Annotated in this window: 21 protein-coding genes; 7 read left to right on the forward strand and 14 right to left on the reverse strand. The window is 64.9% G+C overall.

Annotation, left to right across the window (positions count from 1 at the left end):
* The 3 genes from BM013_RS27505 (at position 1) to BM013_RS27515 (ending at position 3,629) form a co-directional block, all read left to right on the forward strand.
* Complete coding sequence (locus BM013_RS27505; protein WP_093130972.1) at positions 1 to 2,187, forward strand: phosphocholine-specific phospholipase C; 2,187 nt, start codon at positions 1 to 3, stop codon at positions 2,185 to 2,187.
* A gap of 155 nt (positions 2,188 to 2,342) precedes the next feature.
* Positions 2,343 to 3,119, forward strand: a complete 777-nt coding sequence (locus BM013_RS27510; RefSeq protein ID WP_093130974.1) for a DeoR/GlpR family DNA-binding transcription regulator — start codon at positions 2,343 to 2,345, stop codon at positions 3,117 to 3,119.
* A 201-nt stretch (positions 3,120 to 3,320) separates the two neighbouring features.
* On the forward strand, positions 3,321 to 3,629 hold the full coding sequence (locus BM013_RS27515; RefSeq protein ID WP_218153690.1) for a hypothetical protein: 309 nt from the start codon (positions 3,321 to 3,323) through the stop codon (positions 3,627 to 3,629).
* A gap of 134 nt (positions 3,630 to 3,763) precedes the next feature.
* Here the strand turns inward: BM013_RS27515 and BM013_RS27520 are convergent, their stop codons facing one another.
* Complete coding sequence (locus BM013_RS27520; RefSeq protein ID WP_093130975.1) at positions 3,764 to 4,555, reverse strand: SDR family NAD(P)-dependent oxidoreductase; 792 nt, start codon at positions 4,553 to 4,555, stop codon at positions 3,764 to 3,766.
* 114 nt (positions 4,556 to 4,669) lie between these two features.
* Positions 4,670 to 5,617, reverse strand: a complete 948-nt coding sequence (locus BM013_RS27525) for an alpha/beta fold hydrolase (protein ID WP_093130977.1) — start codon at positions 5,615 to 5,617, stop codon at positions 4,670 to 4,672.
* 119 nt (positions 5,618 to 5,736) lie between these two features.
* On the opposite strand from BM013_RS27525, the gene BM013_RS27530 reads away from it, so the two are divergent.
* Entirely contained in the window at positions 5,737 to 6,645 is a 909-nt protein-coding gene (locus tag BM013_RS27530; RefSeq protein ID WP_093130978.1) for a LysR family transcriptional regulator, read from the forward strand.
* 185 nt (positions 6,646 to 6,830) lie between these two features.
* On the forward strand, positions 6,831 to 7,226 hold the full coding sequence (gene arr / locus BM013_RS27535) for an NAD(+)--rifampin ADP-ribosyltransferase (RefSeq protein ID WP_093130980.1): 396 nt from the start codon (positions 6,831 to 6,833) through the stop codon (positions 7,224 to 7,226).
* A 114-nt stretch (positions 7,227 to 7,340) separates the two neighbouring features.
* Here the strand turns inward: arr and BM013_RS27540 are convergent, their stop codons facing one another.
* The 6 genes from BM013_RS27540 to chrA form a co-directional block, all read right to left on the reverse strand.
* Positions 7,341 to 8,516, reverse strand: coding sequence for a HupE/UreJ family protein (locus tag BM013_RS27540; protein ID WP_093130982.1), 1,176 nt, complete (start codon positions 8,514 to 8,516; stop codon positions 7,341 to 7,343).
* Positions 8,491 to 9,681: a tetratricopeptide repeat protein gene (locus tag BM013_RS27545; RefSeq protein ID WP_093130984.1), complete on the reverse strand. Its 1,191-nt coding sequence runs from the start codon at positions 9,679 to 9,681 to the stop codon at positions 8,491 to 8,493. Before BM013_RS27545 ends, BM013_RS27540 begins: the two co-directional genes overlap by 26 nt.
* A gap of 4 nt (positions 9,682 to 9,685) precedes the next feature.
* Entirely contained in the window at positions 9,686 to 9,958 is a 273-nt protein-coding gene (locus BM013_RS27550; protein WP_093130986.1) for a hypothetical protein, read from the reverse strand.
* Between the two features lie 14 nt (positions 9,959 to 9,972).
* Entirely contained in the window at positions 9,973 to 11,484 is a 1,512-nt protein-coding gene (locus BM013_RS27555; RefSeq protein WP_093130988.1) for a DUF4331 domain-containing protein, read from the reverse strand.
* 306 nt (positions 11,485 to 11,790) lie between these two features.
* On the reverse strand, positions 11,791 to 13,077 hold the full coding sequence (locus BM013_RS27560; protein WP_093130990.1) for an MFS transporter: 1,287 nt from the start codon (positions 13,075 to 13,077) through the stop codon (positions 11,791 to 11,793).
* Between the two features lie 81 nt (positions 13,078 to 13,158).
* On the reverse strand, positions 13,159 to 14,529 hold the full coding sequence (chrA, locus tag BM013_RS27565; protein WP_093130992.1) for a chromate efflux transporter: 1,371 nt from the start codon (positions 14,527 to 14,529) through the stop codon (positions 13,159 to 13,161).
* Between the two features lie 322 nt (positions 14,530 to 14,851).
* Between chrA and BM013_RS27570 the strand changes: the two genes are divergently transcribed.
* The gene (locus tag BM013_RS27570; protein WP_143098359.1) at positions 14,852 to 15,685 is read left to right on the forward strand and encodes a VOC family protein; all 834 of its coding nucleotides are present in this window, start codon (positions 14,852 to 14,854) and stop codon (positions 15,683 to 15,685) included.
* A gap of 67 nt (positions 15,686 to 15,752) precedes the next feature.
* A complete protein-coding gene (locus tag BM013_RS40680) occupies positions 15,753 to 16,163 on the forward strand; it encodes a hypothetical protein (RefSeq protein ID WP_143098360.1) in 411 nt (136 codons plus the stop codon).
* Positions 16,164 to 16,192: 29 nt separating this feature from the next.
* On the opposite strand, the gene BM013_RS27575 is transcribed toward BM013_RS40680, so the two are convergent.
* The 6 genes from BM013_RS27575 to BM013_RS40700 all read right to left on the reverse strand — a co-directional run bounded on the left by BM013_RS27575 (position 16,193) and on the right by BM013_RS40700 (position 20,092).
* Complete coding sequence (locus BM013_RS27575) at positions 16,193 to 16,855, reverse strand: tRNA-uridine aminocarboxypropyltransferase (RefSeq protein ID WP_093130996.1); 663 nt, start codon at positions 16,853 to 16,855, stop codon at positions 16,193 to 16,195.
* A gap of 854 nt (positions 16,856 to 17,709) precedes the next feature.
* A complete protein-coding gene (locus tag BM013_RS41345) occupies positions 17,710 to 17,862 on the reverse strand; it encodes a hypothetical protein (RefSeq protein WP_177225578.1) in 153 nt (50 codons plus the stop codon).
* 183 nt (positions 17,863 to 18,045) lie between these two features.
* Positions 18,046 to 18,276, reverse strand: coding sequence for a hypothetical protein (locus tag BM013_RS40685; protein WP_143098361.1), 231 nt, complete (start codon positions 18,274 to 18,276; stop codon positions 18,046 to 18,048).
* Between the two features lie 77 nt (positions 18,277 to 18,353).
* Entirely contained in the window at positions 18,354 to 18,539 is a 186-nt protein-coding gene (locus BM013_RS40690) for a hypothetical protein (RefSeq protein WP_143098362.1), read from the reverse strand.
* Between the two features lie 295 nt (positions 18,540 to 18,834).
* Positions 18,835 to 19,401: a hypothetical protein gene (locus tag BM013_RS40695; protein ID WP_143098363.1), complete on the reverse strand. Its 567-nt coding sequence runs from the start codon at positions 19,399 to 19,401 to the stop codon at positions 18,835 to 18,837.
* 328 nt (positions 19,402 to 19,729) lie between these two features.
* Complete coding sequence (locus BM013_RS40700) at positions 19,730 to 20,092, reverse strand: hypothetical protein (protein WP_143098364.1); 363 nt, start codon at positions 20,090 to 20,092, stop codon at positions 19,730 to 19,732.
* Positions 20,093 to 20,234 lie beyond the last annotated feature (142 nt).

The raw sequence follows: 20,234 nt of genomic DNA on the forward strand, positions 1-20,234 counted from the left end.
ATGACTTCACGCCGCAATTTCCTCTCGGGCGCCGCCACCACCGGCGCCGCTGCCCTCGCGCTCACGGCCTTTCCGCCAAGCATTCGCCGCGCGCTCGCCATTCCGGCCAACAACACCACGGGCACCATCAAGGACGTCGAGCACATCGTCATCCTGATGCAGGAAAACCGCTCGTTCGACCACTACTTCGGCATGCTGATGGGCGTGCGCGGCTTCGGTGACCGCTTCACCATTCCGCTGCCCAAGGGCCGCAGCGTGTGGCAGCAAGGCGATGCCACGGGCAACCCCGTGCTGCCCTACCACCTGGACAGCCGCAAGGGCAACGCGCAGCGCGTGAGCGGTACCCCGCACTCGTGGAGCGACGGCCAGAACGCCTGGGACGGCGGGCGCACCTACCAGTGGCCGCGCTACAAGACCAACGCGTCGATGGGCTACTTCAAGGAAGCCGAAGTCACCTTCCAGTACGCGCTGGCCAACGCCTTCACGCTGTGCGACGACTACCACTGCGCGATGCACACCGGCACCAACTCGAACCGCCTGTTCCACTGGACCGGCACCAACGGCCCCACGGGCGCCGGCGTGGCCACCGTGGTCAACGAGTGGGACGGCATCGACGCCTCCACCAAGGGCTACGAGTGGAAGACCTACCCCGAGCGCCTGCAGGAAGCCAATGTCAGCTGGATCGTCTACCAGAGCATGCCGGACAACTTCACCGACAACCCGCTCGCCGGGTTCAAGAAATACCGCAAGGCCAACGAGGATTCGGGCAAGCCCGTGAGCAACGACACGGCATCGCCGGCCTACGACCCGGCCAGCGACGACGCAGGCAACCCGCTGTACAAGGGCATCGCCAACACCATGCCCGACGGCGGTTTCCTGGAGCAGTTCCGCCAAGACATCAAGAACGGCAAGCTGCCGCAGGTGTCGTGGATCGTCGCGCCTTCCAATTTCTCCGAGCACCCCGGCCCCTCGAGCCCCGTGGAAGGCGGCTGGTACATCCAGGAAACGCTCGACGCCCTCACCGCCGTGCCCGAGGTGTGGAGCAAGACCGTGCTGCTCATCAACTTCGACGAGAACGACGGCTACTTCGACCACTACCCGTCGCCCGCAGCTCCCTCGCTGAACCCCGACGGCACCATGGCCGGCAAGACCACGCTGGCCGACGCCGACCTTGCCGTGGAGCGCTTCACGCACCCCGCCCCGCCCGGCACCACCAGCCAGCCCGCGCCCGACGGCCGCGTGTACGGCCCCGGTGTGCGCGTGCCGATGTACATCGTGTCGCCCTGGAGCCGCGGCGGCTGGGTGAACTCGCAGGCCTTCGACCACACCTCGGTGCTGCGTTTCATCGAAGCGCGTTTCGGCGTGAGGGAAACCAACATCTCGCCGTTCCGGCGCGCGGTGTGCGGCGACCTCACGAGCGCCTTCAACTTCGCAACGCCCAACACCGAGGCACTGCCCGCGCTCGCCGGCCGCACCACCAAGACCGCGGCCACCAAGGTGCGCACCGACCAGGAAGCACTGGCGCAAGTGGCCTTGCCGCTCGATCCGCAATTGCCGCGCCAGACCACCGGCACGCGCCCGTCGCGCGCCCTGCCCTATGAACTGCACGTGAGCGCGCGCGCCGATGCCATCAGCGGCAAGGTGCAGCTGCTGTTCGACAACACCGGCAAGGCCGCCGCCGTGTTCCACGTGTACGACAAGCTCAACCTCGACCGCCTGCCGCGCCGCTACATGGTGGAGCCAGGCAAGGGCCTGGACGACGCATGGAGCCCGGCGATCGACAACAGCGGCTTCTACGACCTGTGGGTGCTCGGCCCCAGCGGCTTCCACCGTCACTTCAAGGGCAACATCAACACGCTGCGTGCAGGCGGCGCGGCCAGCCCCGAAGTGCGCGTGTGCTACGACATTGCCAACGGCAACGTGTACCTGAAGATGCTCAACGGCGGCACGAACGCAAGCAAGTTCAGCATTCGCGCCAAGGCCTACCGCACCGACGGTCCGTGGACCGCCACCGTGGCCGGCGGCGCCGCCGCGGAGCAGCACTGGGAGCTGGCCGCCAGCGGCCAGTGGTACGACTTCGAGGTCACCTGCGACACCGACGCCGCCTACTACCGCCGCTTTGCCGGCCGCGTGGAAACCGGCAAGCATTCGGTGAGCGACCCGGCCATGGGCCTCGGCGACCTCTGACGCGTCGGCACGGGTCAACGCGCCACAACGGTGCGTTGACCGGCACAATGGCGCGCAATCCGCGCCACCCGTGTCGACCCGGCCTTTTCACCTGCAGACCGGGGCGGCCGTCACATCGACGCCGCCCTTTTTCTTTCTCATAGCCAGCATCCTTCATGCTCCAAGAAGAACGATTCCTGCGCATCCGCAGCCTGCTCGCCACCTTCTCGCGCCTCAGCGTCGAGCGCATCGTGCAGGACCTTGCGGTGTCCCGCGAGACCGTGCGCCGCGACCTGCTCGAGCTCGAAGGCCTGGGCGAGCTGCGGCGCGTGCACGGCGGCGCCATTGCCACCAGCGCCGAGCCCGAGCCGCCGCTGGCCGTGCGGCTGGTGGCGCGCCAGCGCGAGAAGCGCACCATTGCCAAGGCCGCCATTTCGCTGCTGCAGCCCGGCCAGACCATCTTCATGGACGCCGGCAGCACCATGTCGATCTGCGCCGAAGAGCTGGCCACGCTGAGCGGCATGACCGTCATCACCAACTCGCTGAACATCGCGCTCAAGCTCGCGGGCGCGGGCGAAGGCCGGCTCACGGGCAACCGCACCATCCTGCTGGGCGGCGAGATCGACGTGAAGGCGCAGGCCACCTGCGGCGACACCACGGTGGAGGCCATTCGCCGCTACCGCGCCGACGTGGCGCTGCTGTCGCCCGTGGGCCTGCACGCCAAGCACGGCGCCATGAGCTTCGAGCACCACGAGGCCGCCGTGGCGCGCGCCATGGCCGAGCAGGCGCAGCAGCTGTTCCTGCTGGCCGACCACGCCAAGATCGGCCAGGCCAGCCGAGTGACTTATGCGCGCACCGCCGACATCCACGTGGTGGTGACCGACGTGAAGGCGCGCGACCTGCCGGGACTGCCCGCGCTGCGCAAGGCGTGCGAGCGGGTCGTGTTGGCCTGAGGGTGTCTGCAAGGGCAAGGCCCTGCAATCCCTGCGCGGGCCATTGCACACCTGCGGCCTGGCAGCCGAAAATCGCCCCGGCAGCGCATGGCTTTGCCACTGCGCCTGCTGCCGCCGCAGACTCCCCGCACCGGCGCAGCGGCCGTTCGCGGTACCGGTGACGCACGATCGACTTGTGTCGTGCCAACAGGAGGTGTTTCGATGAACTTGATGCGATCAAAGTCTGCGCGTGCCTTGCCTGCGAGTGCCACGGGCGCGCATGCCGTCGGTACGGCTGCGTTGGGCTCCATCGTGATTGGCGCTGCGGCACTCGGAGCGCTGGCCATCGGTGCCTTGTCTGTCGGCCGGCTCTTCGTGGGCCGGGCTCGCATCCGCCGGCTGGAGATCGACGAGCTGGTTGTTCGCCGCATTCGAATCATCGAACAACTGACGCCGCCGCCAACGTCGGAGCCCGGCAACGCCATCGACGATTCGAAGCCGGTTGCCGAGCCCGTGAAAGCACGGGCCTAAACTTCAGAATAGGTTCCGGATCCCGGCCCCGCCGCTGGCGGGGGCAACAGCCCTCGACTTGTGCAAGGACAGCATGCCGCTGCAGCGGCGCTGGCCTACATGCCGATCGGCCGTGACCACTCATCGTGCCTGCGTCAGAAGGCGCTCTTGACGACGCCGCCGTCGACGCGAAGGGCTGCGCCCGTGGTCGCCGACGCGAGCGGACTTGCCACGTAGGCCACGAGAGACGCCACCTCCTGCGGCGAAGCGAAGCGCTTGATGAGCGATGTCGGGCGGATGTGTTCGAAGAACTCTGCCTCGACCTGCTCGAAGCTCTTGTCGCTCGAACGGGCGAGGCCTTCGACGAAGTCGCCTACCCCACGCGATTTCGTCGGCCCTGGAAGCACGCTGTTCACGGTGATGTTCGTGCCGGCGACCGATTCCGCAAGCCCGCGCGAAACCGCGAGCTGCGCGGTCTTCGTCACACCGTAGTGGATCATCTCGGTCGGTATCTGAACCGCGCTCTCGCTCGAAATGAAGATGATCCGTCCCCAGTTCGCTCGCCTCATTTCAGGCAGTACGAGCCGTGCAAGGCGCACGCCGCTCAGCACGTTCACGTCGAAGAAGCGCTGCCAGTCTTCATCGGGAATGTCCTCGAAAGCCTTGGCCTCGAAGATGCCCAGGCTGTTGACGAGGATGCCGATGCCGGCGTGACGACGCACGGCCTCCTCGGCGGCGTCGGCCCGGCTCAGGTCGCCCGCATAACCGACCACCGTGCCATGCGTCTCCGATCGGATGCGGTCCACCGCCTCGTCGACCGCAGTCTGCGACCTGCCGTTGACGATGACGCTTGCGCCCTCTTGTGCCAGTGTGTGCGCGATGGCGTAGCCGATGCCGGCCGTGCTGCCGCTCACCAGTGCGAGCTTGCCGTTGAGTTGAAGGTCCATGTTGAATCTCCTTGGAGGGTTGGACGTTGGTGTCCGTTGATGTCTGCTGTTCGTGAAGCCGGGGTGACCGGCGCGCGGCGGGCGCCCGTCGTTCGATGCCGATGCTGTTCCCGCTCAGCCCAGGAAGTTGATCAGCGCCGGGATGACCTGGTCTGGCGCCTCTTCCATCAGCCAGTGCCCGGAACCCTTGACGATCACGCCCTGCACGTTGGTCGCAACCATCCTGCCCTGCTCGATCAGGAATGTCCCGCCGGCCTTTTCGCCGGAGAGGACCAGCATCGGCATGGGCAGCGGCGTCTTGCCCAGTTCGGCGAACTCGGCCGCGTCCTTCTCGAAGGCCTTGAAGTATTCGAACCCGGCACGCATGCCGCCGGGCTGTGCGTAGGCCTTGGCGTAGAAGCGGCGATCGGCTTCGGGCACCGAATGCTTGGGGTCGGCCGCAAAGTCATTCCAGAAATGCTCGAAATAGATGCGCTCGCGCCCGCTCACCAGCGCCAGCGGCGTTGCGCCGTGGAAATGGAAATGCCAGAGGTCGCGCAGAAGCCACACGTTCTGCCATTCGCCGATGCCGGGCAGGAACGCGTCCATGAGCACCACCTTGTCGGTCTCCGAAGGAAACTGGGCGGCATACGCGTAGGCCACCATCAGGCCGATGTCATGTCCCACGATGCTCACGCTGCGAAAGCCGAGCGAGCGGACCAGTTCGTGGATGTCGACGGCCATGTTCTTCTTGCCGTAGCCCGTCTCGGGCTTCGACGAATTGCCGGCGCCGCGAAGATCGGGCACGACCACGGTGTGCGTTTTCGCCAGCAGCGGCATCAGCGGGTTCCACATGTGCCCGGTCTCGGCGTAGCCGTGCAGCAGCACGACGACCGGTCCGGTGCCGCCGATGCGGTAGTTGATGCGGGTGCCGTTCACCTCCGCGCTGCCGGCGCGGAAGCCGGGCACCGCGTCGACGAGGGGTGCCGCGTTCGCCGTCGGGGCCAGGGTCAGAGCGGCGCCAAAGGCGGCTGCGCCGGCAATCAGTGCACGGCGGGTGGGGGCGGGATGGGTGTCGGTCATGTCGAGGTCCTTGGTGTCGGTTGCTGGGGTGACGTGAATTTATGATTCAGCTTCACTTCCAGAAAGGCCCCAAAAGTGGTTTACTCATTCAGCTTTCCTGAATGATTGGAGCCGACCCCATGGACCGATTGCGTGCTTACGAGGTGTTTGTCACCGTGGTCGCGCGTGGCAGTTTCACCAAGGCCGCCGACGCGCTGGACACCTCCCCGGCCAACGTGACGCGCTACGTCAACGAGCTGGAGGCGCACTTGCGCACGCGGCTGATCAACCGCACGTCGCGCCGCTTGTCGCTCACCGAGGGCGGCGAAGCATTGTTCGACCGGGCGAAGTCGATTCTTGAAGAGGTGGCGGAGACAGAAGCGCTGGCGACCACCGCGTCACTGCAGCCGCGGGGGCGCCTGCGCATCAACGCGCCGCTGAGTTTCGGCAGCCTCGTGCTGGCGCCCCTGTGGCCGAGGTTCATGGCGAAGTACCCCGATGTCGAGCTCGACATCGCGCTCATCGACCGCGTGGTCGACATCGTCGAGGAGGGCTACGACCTGGCCATCCGCATCTCGCGGACCACATCGGGCAACCACATTGCGCGCCGCCTGGGCTCCTCGGACAACCTGGTCTGCGCCTCGCCCGGATACCTCGCGACCCATGGCATGCCCGAGGTTCCGGCGGACCTTTCGCGGCACCTGTGCCTGGGCTACACCTACGGTGCGACATCCGACGAGTGGCAGTTCGCCGGCCCTGGCGGGACGCTCGAATCCGTACGCGTTCGCTGGGCGATACGGGCCAACAACGGCAACACCGCTCGCGCGGCGGCAATCGCCGGCGCCGGCGTGATCTGGCAGCCGAGTTTCGTGATCGGCGAGGATGTGCGCGCCGGTCGATTGGTCGAGGTCATGCCGGGCTATTGCATGCCGCCCATCGACATCCTGGCGATCTACGCCAGCCGCCGCCACCTCAGCGCCAAGGTGCGAGTGATGGTCGACTTTCTGGTCGAGGCCTTGCAGGACGTGCCTGCGCGAGATTGCGAATAGGCGCCGATCTGCAAGCGACCGTCCGCTGCCGCCATCAGGGTTGCGGCAGGCCGACGCGGCCAACAGCGGCCTGTCGCCGGTGCGGCAGACCCCGACCGGCATCGGACCTCACGCGAGACGGCTGGCGTGAAAATCGACACGCGTAGACTCCGCGGCTTTTCCTTTCCGCACAGGAGCGACCCGCGATGGCTATCCCGGACGACGGCCCCTACTTCCACGGCACGCGGGCAGACCTTCAGGTGGGTGATCTGCTCACGGCCGGCTTCCGGTCGAACTACGACGGCTGCGTCGTCATGAACCACGTCTACTTCACCGCCTTGCCCAAGGGCGCCGGGCTGGCTGCGGAAATGGCGAGGGGCGACGGCCGTGGCCGCGTCTACATCGTCGAACCCACGGGCGCCTGTGAGGACGATCCCAACGTCACCGACAAGAAGTTTCCGGGCAACCCTACGCGCTCGTACCGTAGCCGGCAGCCGCTGCGAATCGTCGGTGAGCTGGACACCTGGGAACCCTTCGATCCGGATTACATCCGGCAGCTCAGGGAGCGCGTACGCGTTGGCATGGGAGAGATCATCAACTGAGTCGCGCCTGCCATGCAGGCTGGGGCGCGAGCGGCGGTTGCACCAGCTCGAGGGCACCGTAAGTCAGTCAAGGATCGAAGGGCCAAGAGGGCCAAGAGGGCCAAGAAGCAAGCCTCAGGAGAACGGGAGCACCTTCACATCGAAGACCCGCTCGCCGAGCCAGATGGCCGCCACCAGCACTGCCAGCGCCGAGCCACCGCGCAGCACCAGCCGCGGATAGCGCCGCCAGTGGCGCAGGGCCAGCAGCGCGATCAGCACCACGGCCACCACCATGAGCTGGCCAGCCTCCACGCCCAGGTTGAACTGCAGCAGCGCCACGACGAAGTCGCGCAGCGGCAGGTCCAGCTCGGCCAGCGCGCCCGCGAAGCCGAAGCCGTGGATCAGTCCGAACAGGAAACTGAAGAGCTTGCGCCGCCCGCGCAGCACCGGGTAGATGTTGTCGATGGCCGCCAGCATGATGGTGATGGCGATGCCCGGCTCGATGATGCGCGGTGAAATGCTCACCACCTTCAGGCCGGCCAGCGCCAGGGTGATCGAGTGCGCAATGGTGAACATGGTGACGATGCCCAGCATCGGCCACACGGCCTCGCGCCAGGTGATGACGGGCTCCCAGCCTTCGGGCCTGCGGCGCAGCACGGCGGGCAGCAGCAGGCAGACCAGGAACAGGATGTGGTCGTAGCCGATCAGGATGTGGTGAATGCCGTCGCGAAAGAAGCTGGCATCCGACGCAGCGGCCGGGTCCGTGGCGCCGGTGACCCCGGGCCACGCCAAGGCGACCGGGCCGCCCGAAGGATCCAGCGAGCGCACCGTGGGCTGCGCGCCGCCGTCCACCTCCATGCGCAGCAGGCCGCGGTGCGTAGGGTCGACCTCGCGGAACAGCCGGTAGTCGATGTCCAGCGCGGCACCCGCGCCGCATTGCCCCTGCAGCCGCAGCACGAGGTAAGCGCCGTCGATGCGGTCCTCGATGGCGGGTGGCTCGGCCTCGGCCAGCGTGCATTGGCCCTGCTGCAGCCGCAGGCTCGCCAGCGCATAGGCGCGAATGTCGGTCAGGCGCGTGCGCACCTCGCCCCAGCTGAGCTTGCGGTCGGCGTTGCTGTCGAGGTCGAGCACGGCGTCGAGGTCGCGCAGCGCGATGTCCCATCGCAGGTCCAGGGTGTCGCCGCTGCGATGCAGCTGCAGGTAGGCGTCGCTGGCCTTGTGGGCCTGCGCCGGAGCCGCGCCGAGGAGCAGCGCTGCCAGCACCAGCATGGCCAGCACCATGCGCTCAAGGCGTTGCGTCGACACGCGCATCCTTCAGTCCGATCTGTTGCATCAGCGCCTTCACCTCGCCGCGTGCGGCGGTGTCGTTGGCAGCCGTGGCGGCGCGCGCGAACACCAGCAGGTCGATAGGCTCGCGCTGCAGCTGCACGTTCATGCGCGCGAGTTCGAGCGCGCGCTTCGGGTCGTTCTGCACGTCGAGCGCGAACATGGCCTCTTCGCGCGCATGCAGTGCGGTGGTGCCGGGGCGCAGCGCGGCGGCTTCGAAGCGCTGGCGCAACTCGTCGGCCTCTGCCTGGGCGCCTTTGCTGCGGGCGGCACTGCTCGCAGCACCAGCGATGGCCAGCCTCAGCAGCACCGCGTCGCTTCTGGCTTCGTTGGCCAGCAGCCTTGCGATCTCGGCGTGCCGGCCGGCGCGCTGCAGGTAGTCGCTGTAAGCCAGCAGCAGATAGCCCGAGGGCTGCGCGGCCATCGCTTGCCGGTACGCCGCATCGGCTTCGGCGGGGCGCCCCGCCAATTCTTCGACCTCAGCCACGCTGGTCAGCAGCCACTGGCGCGTCGCGGCCTGATGGGTGTCGCGCAAGGCCGGGTCGGACAGAAGCGCCCGCAGCGCGTCCCTGGCTTCGGCATGGTGGCCGCGCAAGCCGGCGTTTTCCGCCAGGCAGGCCACGCCGTAGAAGGTGGGGCCCACGCGACCGAGCGAGCGGCAGGCGGCGTCGGACTCGTTGTAGCGCCCGCGCACGCGAAGAATGGTGGCCAGCGTGATCCACGCCTGCGCGTCGCTGGGGCGCCGGGCCAGTGCTGCTTTCAGCGTGGCCTCCGCGCCGTCGAAGTCGTGGAGAAACTGCGCAACCGTGGCGCGCATGACCAGCACGCCCGGCGGCGTCTGCACCAGGGGCGTGGCCTCCCAGGCCTGCAGCGCGCCCATGGCATAGCCGGCATAGCGCGCGTCGCCTTGCTCGCGCGCCAGTTCGAGGTAGGCGGTGGCCGCTGCGATGGCCGTGGCCTCGTCGTTCGGCCGCCGCGCGAGTTCGCGGCGCAGCTTGCGCTGCTCGCCGGACCAGCCGGAGACGACGGGCAGTGCCTCCACCACCTCGTCATCGCTGGTGGGCACGCGCGGCACCGCATGCGCCGCAACGGCGGCCAGCGCGAGCGCCGCGCCGGCCACCCAGAGGGTTGCGAATGCGGTCCGGCGCATGGGGTTACTGCGTAGCGACCGGGTCTTTGGTTTCCGACGTCGGCGGCGGGTCGAAGGCCGCCACGTTGGCCGGCTCTTCCGTGTCGAGCACGCTCGCAACCAGGGCCTGCACATAGGCCACGAACTGGTCGTACGCGTCGAGCTGGTCGGGCGGCGGGTTGTTGCCGCCAACGGGGAACGGGTAGAACCCGCCCCCGCCACCCCCTCCGCCGCCGCAGCCCGTGAGGGCCGCTGCCAACAGGAGCGCGCCGCCGATGCGTTGAATGTTGCGCTTCATGCGGTACTCCTTGCTCACGGTGCCGCAGCGGCGTTGACGGCGCCCGGCAGCGGCGTGTTCAGGTACGGGAAGGCGGCCGGAAACTCCGACGGGCTCTGCAACGCGCCGTCGGTGATGGCCGCGCCGCCCGCCGGTGCGTCGCTGGGCTTGCAGCCGACCTTCAGCGTGTCGTTGGCGCCCGTCAGCACGCACAGCGCGCCCATGGCCACGCGCAACTCGATGTCCACCACGTCGTCGCCCGGACGGCGGCCGTTCGGGAAGCCCGCGTTGTCGCTGCCGGCCACGCCAAGGTTGCTCTGCATCGCCAAGGGCGTCGGCGCGATGCTGGTGTTCAGGCGCAGCATTTCAGAGGCCTTGACGTTGGTGGGCTTGTTCACGCCGTCGATGCCCGTCAGGAAGGCTGCGACCAGGTCGGTACGCGGGAAATTGGTGGGCGCGGGGGCGCTGGGGTACAGCGTTGCGATCAGCGCTGGCAGCGTCGGATTGGTCACGTAGGTGGCGAACTGGCCGTCGTCCATCGGCTTGGAGCTGTTGAACTTGTCCTTGTCCTTCAAGCCGATGACCACTTCGTTGACCAGCGGCATGCCCAGGCGCGAGACCTGTGCCCAGGCGCCGCCGTTGATCGTCGTGGTGCCGTGGCCGCTCTTCGGCGGGCTGGCGATCAGGCGGCCCTGGCGTGCGCTGGCCGTGGTCCAGCCGCCGATGATCGGGCCGGTGCCGCCCGCGGTCAGGCAGGCAATGGGCACCTCGAGCGCCAGCGTGCTGACGTTGCGCGTGGCGAGCGTGCCGGTACCGTAGGCGCTGGTCGAGCCGAGCGGGTTGAGGTTGATCAGGTCGAACACCTGGCCGAGCGCCACGGCAAACGGGTCCTGGCGCTGGCCCGCGAACACGCGGCCCGCCGTGGCGCAGCCCGGAATGTTGACGTTGTAGACCTGCTGCGCCGCATAAGCGGCATAACCGTTGGGCCCGCCGAAGGTCTTCTCGCCGATGTTGTCGGTCGGCCGGTCGAATACCGCGCCGCCGCCTGCGGCGTTGGTGACAGGGGCGGCCTGCCCCTTGCGCCGGTCACCGCGCACCACGGTCAGCGTGAAGGTTTCGCGCAGGTTGCTTGTGGCCTGGTTGGGCGCGGTGATGGCGCCGGCCTGCACGAGCGGAATGGAGACCTGCTTGCCCGCGATCGGCAGCTGGATGTCGCGCAGCGTGTTGGTGAAGCGAAACTGGAAGGTCAGGTTTTCGGTGGCGCCGCCGGTGTTGTCGATGTGAATCTCGTACAGCCCGTTCGGGTCCATCGTGTAGTAGTTGGGGCCGCCGTAGGGCCCCTGGTCGGGCTGGTAGTTGGCGATCAGCGTCACGAAGTCCTGGCGGTTGGTCTCGTAGCTGCGGAACATGTAGAAGTCGGTGGCGTCCAGTTTGGGCATTCCCGCGATCGAGGGCGCCTCGCGGTGGCTCGAGGCGAAGGCCCCTGTTGCGGCGACCGCGCACAGGGCGAGAACACAGGCCTGGACAGGCGTTTGGAGCAATCTCATCGGCGTCACCTCGAAATGGAAATGTTGAAATGGGCACGAGCGACTCACACGGCGCGATGGCCGGCGCTGTCTGAGTACGCGCAGCAAGCTCACCTGGATGTGCGGGCGCGAGCAGGGATTGCCTGCTTGCGCTCGGCCCCGAATAGAGCAATAAGGCGCGAGGCTGGCGATGTCCGTGCCGCCATGGTCCTGCGGCAATGGAAGGCCGGCCCCTCTTGACGACGCCACAGCACAGGCAACCGACATCACCGGGGCTGCGCTCCGCTCCAGCCGTTTTCGACATCGGTCACCCAAGCGGGTGGCCCGCTACTCGGCGTCGAACCGATCCCGCCGCATCGCGCGCCACAGCGCAAGGTCGTAGGAAATCTTGAGCAGCCCGCATGCGACAAGCGGCAAAGAGATCCATCCGGCCGCGAACAGCGCACCGCTGAGCGTCGGGCTGATGGCCGCTGCCAGGCTCCGTGGAACGGCGGTGAAGCTCGCGGCAGCGCTGCGCTCTGCGGGCGTCACCACGGCCATCACATAAGCGGTCCGGGTGGGAACGTCCATCGAAGACAGCGCACTGCGAACCATCAGCAGCCCCAGCGCCATCGGCAAGCTGGGCGCCAGCGCAGCCAGCACCAGGCAAACGTTGGCCGGCAGGTGCGTGAAGACCATGGTGTTGAGCAGCCCGATTCGTTGCGCAACCACGGGAGCCGCAAGTTGGGACGCGGCGCTCAGCAGGCCAGTCCAGAAGAAGAACACGCCGGCTTGGGTCAGCGAGAAGCCGAATCGCTCCAGCAGCCACAGCGACATCAAGGCGTTGACCGTGAGCCCGCCGGCGAAGGCATCGACGCTGAAGAGAGCTGCCAGTCGAACCACCACGCCGCGCGAAGGCCCCAAGGGGGCAGGAGCGGCCGGAGTGCCATCCGAGCCGGCTCCTCTGCCAGCGTCTTTGCCAGCGTCTTCGTGGGCCTCCGGCAGCCGCCGATAGAGCCAGAAGACGGCCAGGCCGATAGCCGCATACACCAGAAACATTCCGCGCAGTGCCTCAGGACGTACCAGTCGGCTGTGCTGGACCAGCCAATCCGGCACGGCAGCTGCCAGTGCGCCGAATGCAGCGCACAGCGCTCCCACGAGGCTGTAGCGGGCAAACAGCGCGGTGCGCGCGTGACCACGCGCCGCCGCGGCGAGCCGAACATGCTCGAGAGGAAGAAAAATGCTCACGTCGCCCGAACTGGGATTGAGGGTTCCCACCAGCACGACAACCAACAGGGGCCAGAACGCCGACAAGCCCGCAAAGCCGAGTCCGGTTGCCGCCATCAGCAAGGCGGCAACGCGCAGCAATCGTCCTTCGGCAAAACGATGTCCCCATGCACCGACCGCCAATGTGCTCAACGCCGACCCCAGCATCGTCGCTGTACTCAGGATGCCGACCTCCAACGTGCCCACCCCGATCGATAGCAAATAGGCCGGCAGTAGCACGGCCATGTATCCGTCACCGAAGGCGCGCAGCCCTCGTGCAGCGAGCAAGGGCATGGCGCTGGAATCGACGCCGGCGGGCAGCAGGCATGCGAGGCCGGCACGTGGCCGAGGCGATGGCAACGGGTTCATTCTTGACTCGCAACCGGTAAGGCAGCTCTGCCGCTTCTGTCGGGCCTGCTCTGCGGGCTGCTTGATTGTTTTGTGATGCGCTCAGCGCAGCCCGGGCGCCAACGTCACCAGCAGCCCGACGACGGCGCAGCCGCCGAGCAGCGGCAGCACGCCAACCTTGAAGCGGAACAACGCCACTGCCGCAGCTGATGCAATGACGGCCGAGACAGCGTCGAAGTGCCCCCCAAAACCCTTCGGCCACAGCACGTGGTACGCGAAGAAGAGCGCCAGGTTCAGGATCACGCCGACCACCGCCGCGGTGATGGCCGACAGCGGCGCGGTGAAGCCGAGCCTGCCGTGGGTCGCCTCGATCAGCGGACCGCCCGCGAGGATGAAGACGAACGAGGGAAGAAAAGTGAAGAACGTCACCACCGTGGCTGCCAGCGCGCCACCGAGGAACGGCGCGCCGGCACCCGCCACCTGTTGCAGCCAGCCTCCGACGAAGCCGACAAAGGCCACCACCATGATGAGCGGGCCCGGTGTGGTCTCGCCGAGCGCGAGGCCATCGATCATTTGCGTGCCGTTGAGCCAATGGTGTTGTTCCACCGCACCTTGGTACACGTAGGGCAGCACGGCATAGGCACCCCCGAAGGTCAGCAGCGCAGCCTTGGTGAAGAACGTGCCCATCTGCGCGAGCGTGCCGTGCCAGCCCTGCGTGGCGGCAAGGCTGCCGATGGCAAGCGCCCACAGCACCAACCCTGCGGCGAGTACCTTCGCGAACCGGCTCCGGGTGAAGCGGGCATGTGGCGGCGCGGGCGTGTCGTCGTCGATGAGTGCCGGCCCGTAGCCCGCCTGCGCGCTGCCATGGCCGCCGCCCGGGGCGAACACGCCGGGCGCCCATCGCGCGCCGAAATGTCCGGTCAGCCCGGCACCGATCACGATGGCTGGGAACGGCGTATCGAAGGCGAAGATCGCCAGGAAGGCCGCAGCCGCGATGCCCCACATCCACGGGTTCCTCAGCGCCCGCGTGCCGATGCGGTGCGCCGCATGCAGCACCAGCGCGGTCACCGCCGGCTTGATGCCGTGGAAAACGCCAGCCACCGCAGGCACGTTGCCGTAGGCCATGTAGACCCAGGACAGCGCGACCAGGATGAACAGCGACGGAAGCACGAACAGTGCGCCAGCCACGATGCCGCCCAAGGTGCGGTGCATGAGCCAGCCGATGTAGGTAGCGAGCTGCTGCGCCTCCGGGCCGGGAAGCAGCATGCAGTAGTTGAGCGCGTGCAGGAAGCGCTTCTCCGAGATCCAGCGTCGACGCTCAACCAGCTCGGTGTGCATGATGGCGATCTGCCCCGCGGGGCCACCGAAGCTGATGAAGCCGAGCTTGAGCCAGAAGCGGAAAGCTTCTGCGAATGAAATGGGCTGGATGGGCGCGGAACGCGCGAGTGAGGTGTCGGGCAAGGCGGTGTCCACGGAGAGCTCCGTTGTGAGTCACCAGCGCTTGGACGGCATGCCGTCGGACTTGTCAGAACGGGAGGCTGTTTTCCCGTGGCCGGAGCGTATCAGACAATGAATTGAGCGGGTTGCATATCTATGCAATCGGCAAGCTCCGATGGCGCAGGATCGATGGGAACCGCAGTTGCGTGCCAGTTCGACGAGCGCCCGAGCAAGACGCTCAGATTCCGCACACCCGCTGAGATGTTCCGCCAAACTGTTGCACTGACCGCTTGAACCCGAAGCCGCAAACCGACGTCCAGCGCTGCTGGCCAACATCAACTCCAAATCCGTTCCACAAGTGACGAAGCGCGCATACCGAGGAATTGACCATGTTGTGATTCGCACAGGGGACGCGGCGCAGCTCTATGAGCTGTTCAGCGAGCATCTTGGCCTCCCCGTGACCTGGCCGCTTGAGGTCGCCTCGTTCGCGACCTTTGGCTGGATAGGGCTTGGAAACACGAACCTCGAAATCTGGGCTGCCACAGACAACTCTGATCTGCCCTCGGATTGCCCTCTCCCGCTTTTCCACCAGATTGCCCTCGAACCTGCGGGACTCTCGCAAACTCTGGCTCGGCTCAAGGTCCTGGGGCTCAGCTGCAAAACTCCCCGGGCCCATGCCTCGAAGGACGAGCGCGGCGAGGTACGGACGAACTTCACGAATTCAACCGTCCTGGACCTCTCAACCGACTCGTGTTGCGTGTTCCTGTGCGACTGGGGCACCCATGCGCCCATCGTGCCTTGGAGGAAGGGGTTGAGCACGCCAGAGCGTAGAGACCTCGAACGAGACAACCTAGATGCCTGCGGCGGCGGCCACCTAGGCTTGGTCGGGTTGAAGGAGTTGGCGATATCGAGCACCGACCTTGCAGGGGCACTCGACAGATGGCAGCGGCTTGCTGAGTCAAGCGCGGACCCTGTCGCTATTGCGGACGATGTGGAGCTACGGCTGTCGGCCGGCACGCAAGACCTCATTCAGTCGCTGACATTCGCGGTGCATGACCTCGCCGATGCGCGACGTTTCCTCGCCAGGCACGACCTCCTGGACGAGGATGAGGCCGATGAAGTCGTGCTTTCCCGGCGCGCCACTGGCGGACTGACTTTCCGCTTGGTCGAAGCTTCGGCCAAGCGCGGGTAGCTGATGTCGCGCACTGGCGTACGGCAGAATCCGGTCACGACCGGTCATTCATCGCAAGGAAATTTCGATGCTCAGGAGATGGAAAACGGCGGCGACGACAACCCTGACCAGCGTGCTTTTCTGTGGCAGCACCTTGGCATGCTCGCACGTCCAAAACGATTCCAGCACCTCGAAAGACTCAGAATCGTTTCGTTATGACTTCGTAGCCGCTGTAGTTGATGAGGAAGTGGTTGATGACCCACGGAGTCCGGGCAAAAAGATGATCGCTGCGCTCAGATTTCGCGTGATTCGTTCGTCAGGAACCGAGCCGGTTGTTGGTTCAATCGTAGCCATGGGTTATCAGTACACAGGGGCAGTCAGTTCCACTTGCAATCGTGTCACGCGAGATCTCACGCTTCGAGACTGGAGCGCCGAAACACGGGTGCGAATTCAAACGAACGACCTGTATTCAGCAGAATCGATCTCCACCGTCGACTAGCGTCAAGAACCAGCCATTTAGCTGGTCCCTTAAATGAACCCCGCAACCCCTGGTCGAGGGCAGGACTTTTCAGTTTGCGCGTTTCGCTGCCCGCCAGCCTGCTCCAAGTACTCTACAAATCCGTCGAAGCCATCCAACAAGGGCTGGAACCGCGCCGCACCGCCTTCCAGTTGGCACAAGGCGTAGCAGGTCGCCTCCAGTGTGGACAGTTGGTCGGGCCCATGGGCTTTGCGGATACGGTAGTGCGAAGGCGGGAGGTTGCGCAGGGCCAAGCGCGGCAACTGTTGCAGTGGCGGGCTTTGGTAGAGCATCTTTCGGCTTTTGCGCCAGGTGCCGTCCAGCACGACCAGGCGCAGGCACGACGGGGCTTGCGGCCACTCGGGCGGTAACAGGGGTGGGACCCGCAGGTCCGGGGCGGTATCTTGCAGACTGTCCGGGTACAGCAGCAGCGTGTGCTTGCCGTCCGCCGGCCAGACCGGCGCGGCAAATGCCTCACCCACCACCAAGCGGCAGTGCGCCAAGCTGAGGTGCAGCAGGCGGGCACTGCCTTTGGCCTGGTGTACCTCCAGCGGGTGCTGCAGCACCAGTACCTCCACCGCGTGGGCGGTGGGCGCGACCCAGCGGCAAATGCAGGCGCTGAGCGGGCGCAGGCAAGCGGTGCACTGGGGGCGTGGGACTAAAGCGGCGGACATGGCTGGATTTTATTCAGCGTGCCTGGCCAGACAATGCGTGGAAGGGGATGTCTCTTGGCTCTGGCGCGACGACCTGCGGCTTTGGACAATGTCGGAAGACCGCAGTGGGCCCGAAGCGGAAGTTCCCATCTATCGATAGCAGACGCTCAATGTTTAAATTGAGTCGTGCGCGGCGACCTGACGACGCGAGTCGGTTCAAACGACTGGTTAGATGTCTTCGCGTTCGTCCCAAAGATGCAATAACCTGTGCTCAAGATGAAGTGCAGCCAGCGCAGACCGGATATCTCGGGAAAGCTGCCGCTGATGCTTCAGATCGACTTCAATGATAGGAAAGACGCTCACGTCATACTCGTATTTTCGTAGGTCGGTAGATTTCAAAATGGACTCAGGGGGGTCGTCAAACATCCAATTTCGTTCGAAGTCGAAGATGTTTCCGCTGTACTCGATGAACCCTCGTACCAGCCTAGCGCCCACTAGCTGCTCGCAAAATTGACCGAGGAGCTCCCCCTCTGAAAGAGGCGAACTAAGAAAGAGCCGAAGTCTGTAATCGATGGGTGGAGTTAGCGTCACGGCTGCTCTTGTTTTCTGGCTGACGTCTATTGTGCAAGCTCAGCGTGCAGCGAAGCCGTCCGCCGACGAAGGTCCGCTTCTGGCCGAGGCTGTGTGAAAACTCCCCGGAGTCATCTTTTCAGGGGTCCTTGACCCCTCGGCACATCCAAAAAAATGCAGCCTGGGCCCATCTGAGAGGTCGACTTTCGGATTGATGGCGATGGAATTGAGTTTTCACACAGCCTCGGCCGACTGTAGCCGGTCGCGCTGGCGTCGCGAAGGGGCCCCAAAAGACGTTGGGCTGGTCATTCAGCGCCCCGGCGGAGCGACACTTGGGCGCCGATGCTCTCAAGGGAATGGCACATCCCACTCGCATGGCAGTCATCAGCAAGAAACACCTCAAAGATTTCCCGGCCGGCGATCTTCTTCACCACGTTCTTCGCTTCAGTGCGGGACATGGGAGTGCTCAGCTGTAGTGACCGCATGAACAGTCCTTCCACGTAGCCTCCCATGCCGGGAAACCATGCAATGGATTCGTCCCAACCCATGACTAGCAACGTGCATGAACTTGAAAGTACCCGCTTGGAAGTGGCCATTTGAAAGTCTGGTTCTGGCCGAAAGGCGCTGAGTTTGGCTGCTTCTCAAGTCGAAAAAGCTCGCCCATAGAACTGGAGAACCAAGTCGTCGAGTTGCAGCTTTCCTGCTGCAAATTCCTCCAGAACCCTGTCGTCATCTGCCGAGATCGTCACACCTTGCTGAATCAGCCCAATGCGGATCGCGGAGACCCCTTGTTTCCGTTTTTCAGGACTCCAGGCTTCAATTTGTCCGTCGATTTTCCTGATCTCGTTGCGGAGTTGGTCAGATTCATTCATTTTGGTTCGAGCAGTTGAGCAACTACATCGTGCACTGGAATGGCTGCGCCTGGCCGCGCACCGATCTTCGTTAGTCGTTACCAGTTCAATGGGTCGTCATCAACGTCGGTCATCAAAGATGCTTTCAGTGCGCGTGCGACCGCCGCCAGCTTGCTGCGAACTTCGTTTCCTGGCTCCTCGAACTCGGGCCTGTACTTGGTGACCAGCTTGCCGCGAACGAGGCGCAGAAACGGTTGCCAATCACCGCCACTAAAGAACTCCAAGCGGCCTCCCCTGCTTGCAGGCGAATCTGCTCGCCCGCCGTGGGGTCGACCGCAACGTGCGCGTCAGTGCGAAAACGAAGTTCTGGCTCCTGCGAAACGACTCGCCTCCAATCTTCGAGGGAGATTGACCGCTCAGCCCCGGTGGGGCGCTCGACGAATAGGCTAATGCTCAAGTTTGGTCCTTGTTGGCGCAACCGCGAAGGTCAGCTTTTGCGCAAATTCTGCGCCGCTAGCACGCGACCGGTTCTGGCCGATCACTGTCGGTCACGACCGGAAAGACGGCCTCAATCACGTACTAGCGATGCCTCCTAAGGGCGTAGACGCCGTCTGAGGGCGCGGATGCATTGCATGTCTGCACTTGGTCACTTGTCCACCAGCTTTTGAAGTCGTCGTCGAGAACCGACTTGGGGAATCTGGCCATGACACTCGACACAGCGGCTAGGGCATCACGTGCCGCGTTGCCATGTCTGCAGCTAATGTGTACGGCGCACGACGGAACCTGCCCCAATGCTTTTACAAGCTCGTCAAGCTCGTCAAGCTCGTCTCCTTCGAGTTCGTCTTTCCAAGTGTCGGCTTCATAGGGAAAGACTGAATATTCGTGAGAGCCAACGTCGCGGCGCCGAACTTCGTCGAATTCATTCAGCACGTCAAGTAACTTAGCTTCAGTGAAATAGATGACGACCCCGTCCATGATTCTCCTGTACTGAGCAGCGAAAGCGAACTCATTGTGGCGGCATCGCGAACGACCGCTTCTGGCCGAGGCTGTGTGAAAACGTTCGAAGGTCGTGTTTTTGGGGGTAGCCAAACCATTCCCGAACCCTTGATCGTCGATCCTGGCGCGATCTGAGAGGTCGGCTTTCATGCAATGGGTACAGCGCTAGCGTTTTCACACAGCCTCGGCCGACTGTAGCCCATCCCAAGCGTTGGCCAAACTACGATGATTTCCCGCGCAAATCTGTTCGAAAAGCTCCAATACTGCTGTCTGTCAACGCTCGGCGAGAGCGCATGGAACGGCCCCAGGCGCATTTCAATACTGAATCGCCTCGCCACAAGCCGGACACGACATTTCCATGTCATCAGCCTGTATAAATAAGTACACCGCCAAGTCTTTTAATCCTTGGAAGGCTGCTACCGTTGCAAGCAACTGCTGTGAATCGGCTGGGTCCAATCCGTCGGCGGATTGGAGCGCTTCAGCCGCAATGCGTAATGCGTAATGCAGCTTGATTGGCCGCTACGAATTCGAATCGCCATTCGTCTCGAATCGGTGCTGCGCTTTCAGGATAGGCGAGAAGTGCTGCTGCCACCGTGCCAATAATGCTGAGCGGTCGTATCTGTTGTCGGCGGCCGGCAGACCGTGCGATTTCTACCAGATGCGGGACTGCGACATAGGCCACGGCTCCTGCTGAAAACTGATGACAAACTTGATGATGAAGCTCATCGTAAGCTGACTCGTCACCGTCGCGAATATTGCGAAGAAGCCTTGCCGTCAGAGTTCCAGTGCCACCAGGGCTTGCGGGAATGGCGTCCCATGCGGGGGAGTCAAGACTCAGCATCTTCTGTCTCTGTTTAAAAGTAATTCCAGATGGAACTGTAGGCTGTCAAGCGTGCTCACCGCGAGTGGTTCAGGTTGAGAACTGCGGCGAACGACTGGTCTTGGCGCCGAATGTAGCCGGTCGTCGTTTCTGAGCTTCGTCC

The sequence above is a fragment of the Variovorax sp. OK605 genome, assembly GCF_900115445.1.
Classification (GTDB): Bacteria; Pseudomonadota; Gammaproteobacteria; order Burkholderiales; family Burkholderiaceae_C; genus Variovorax.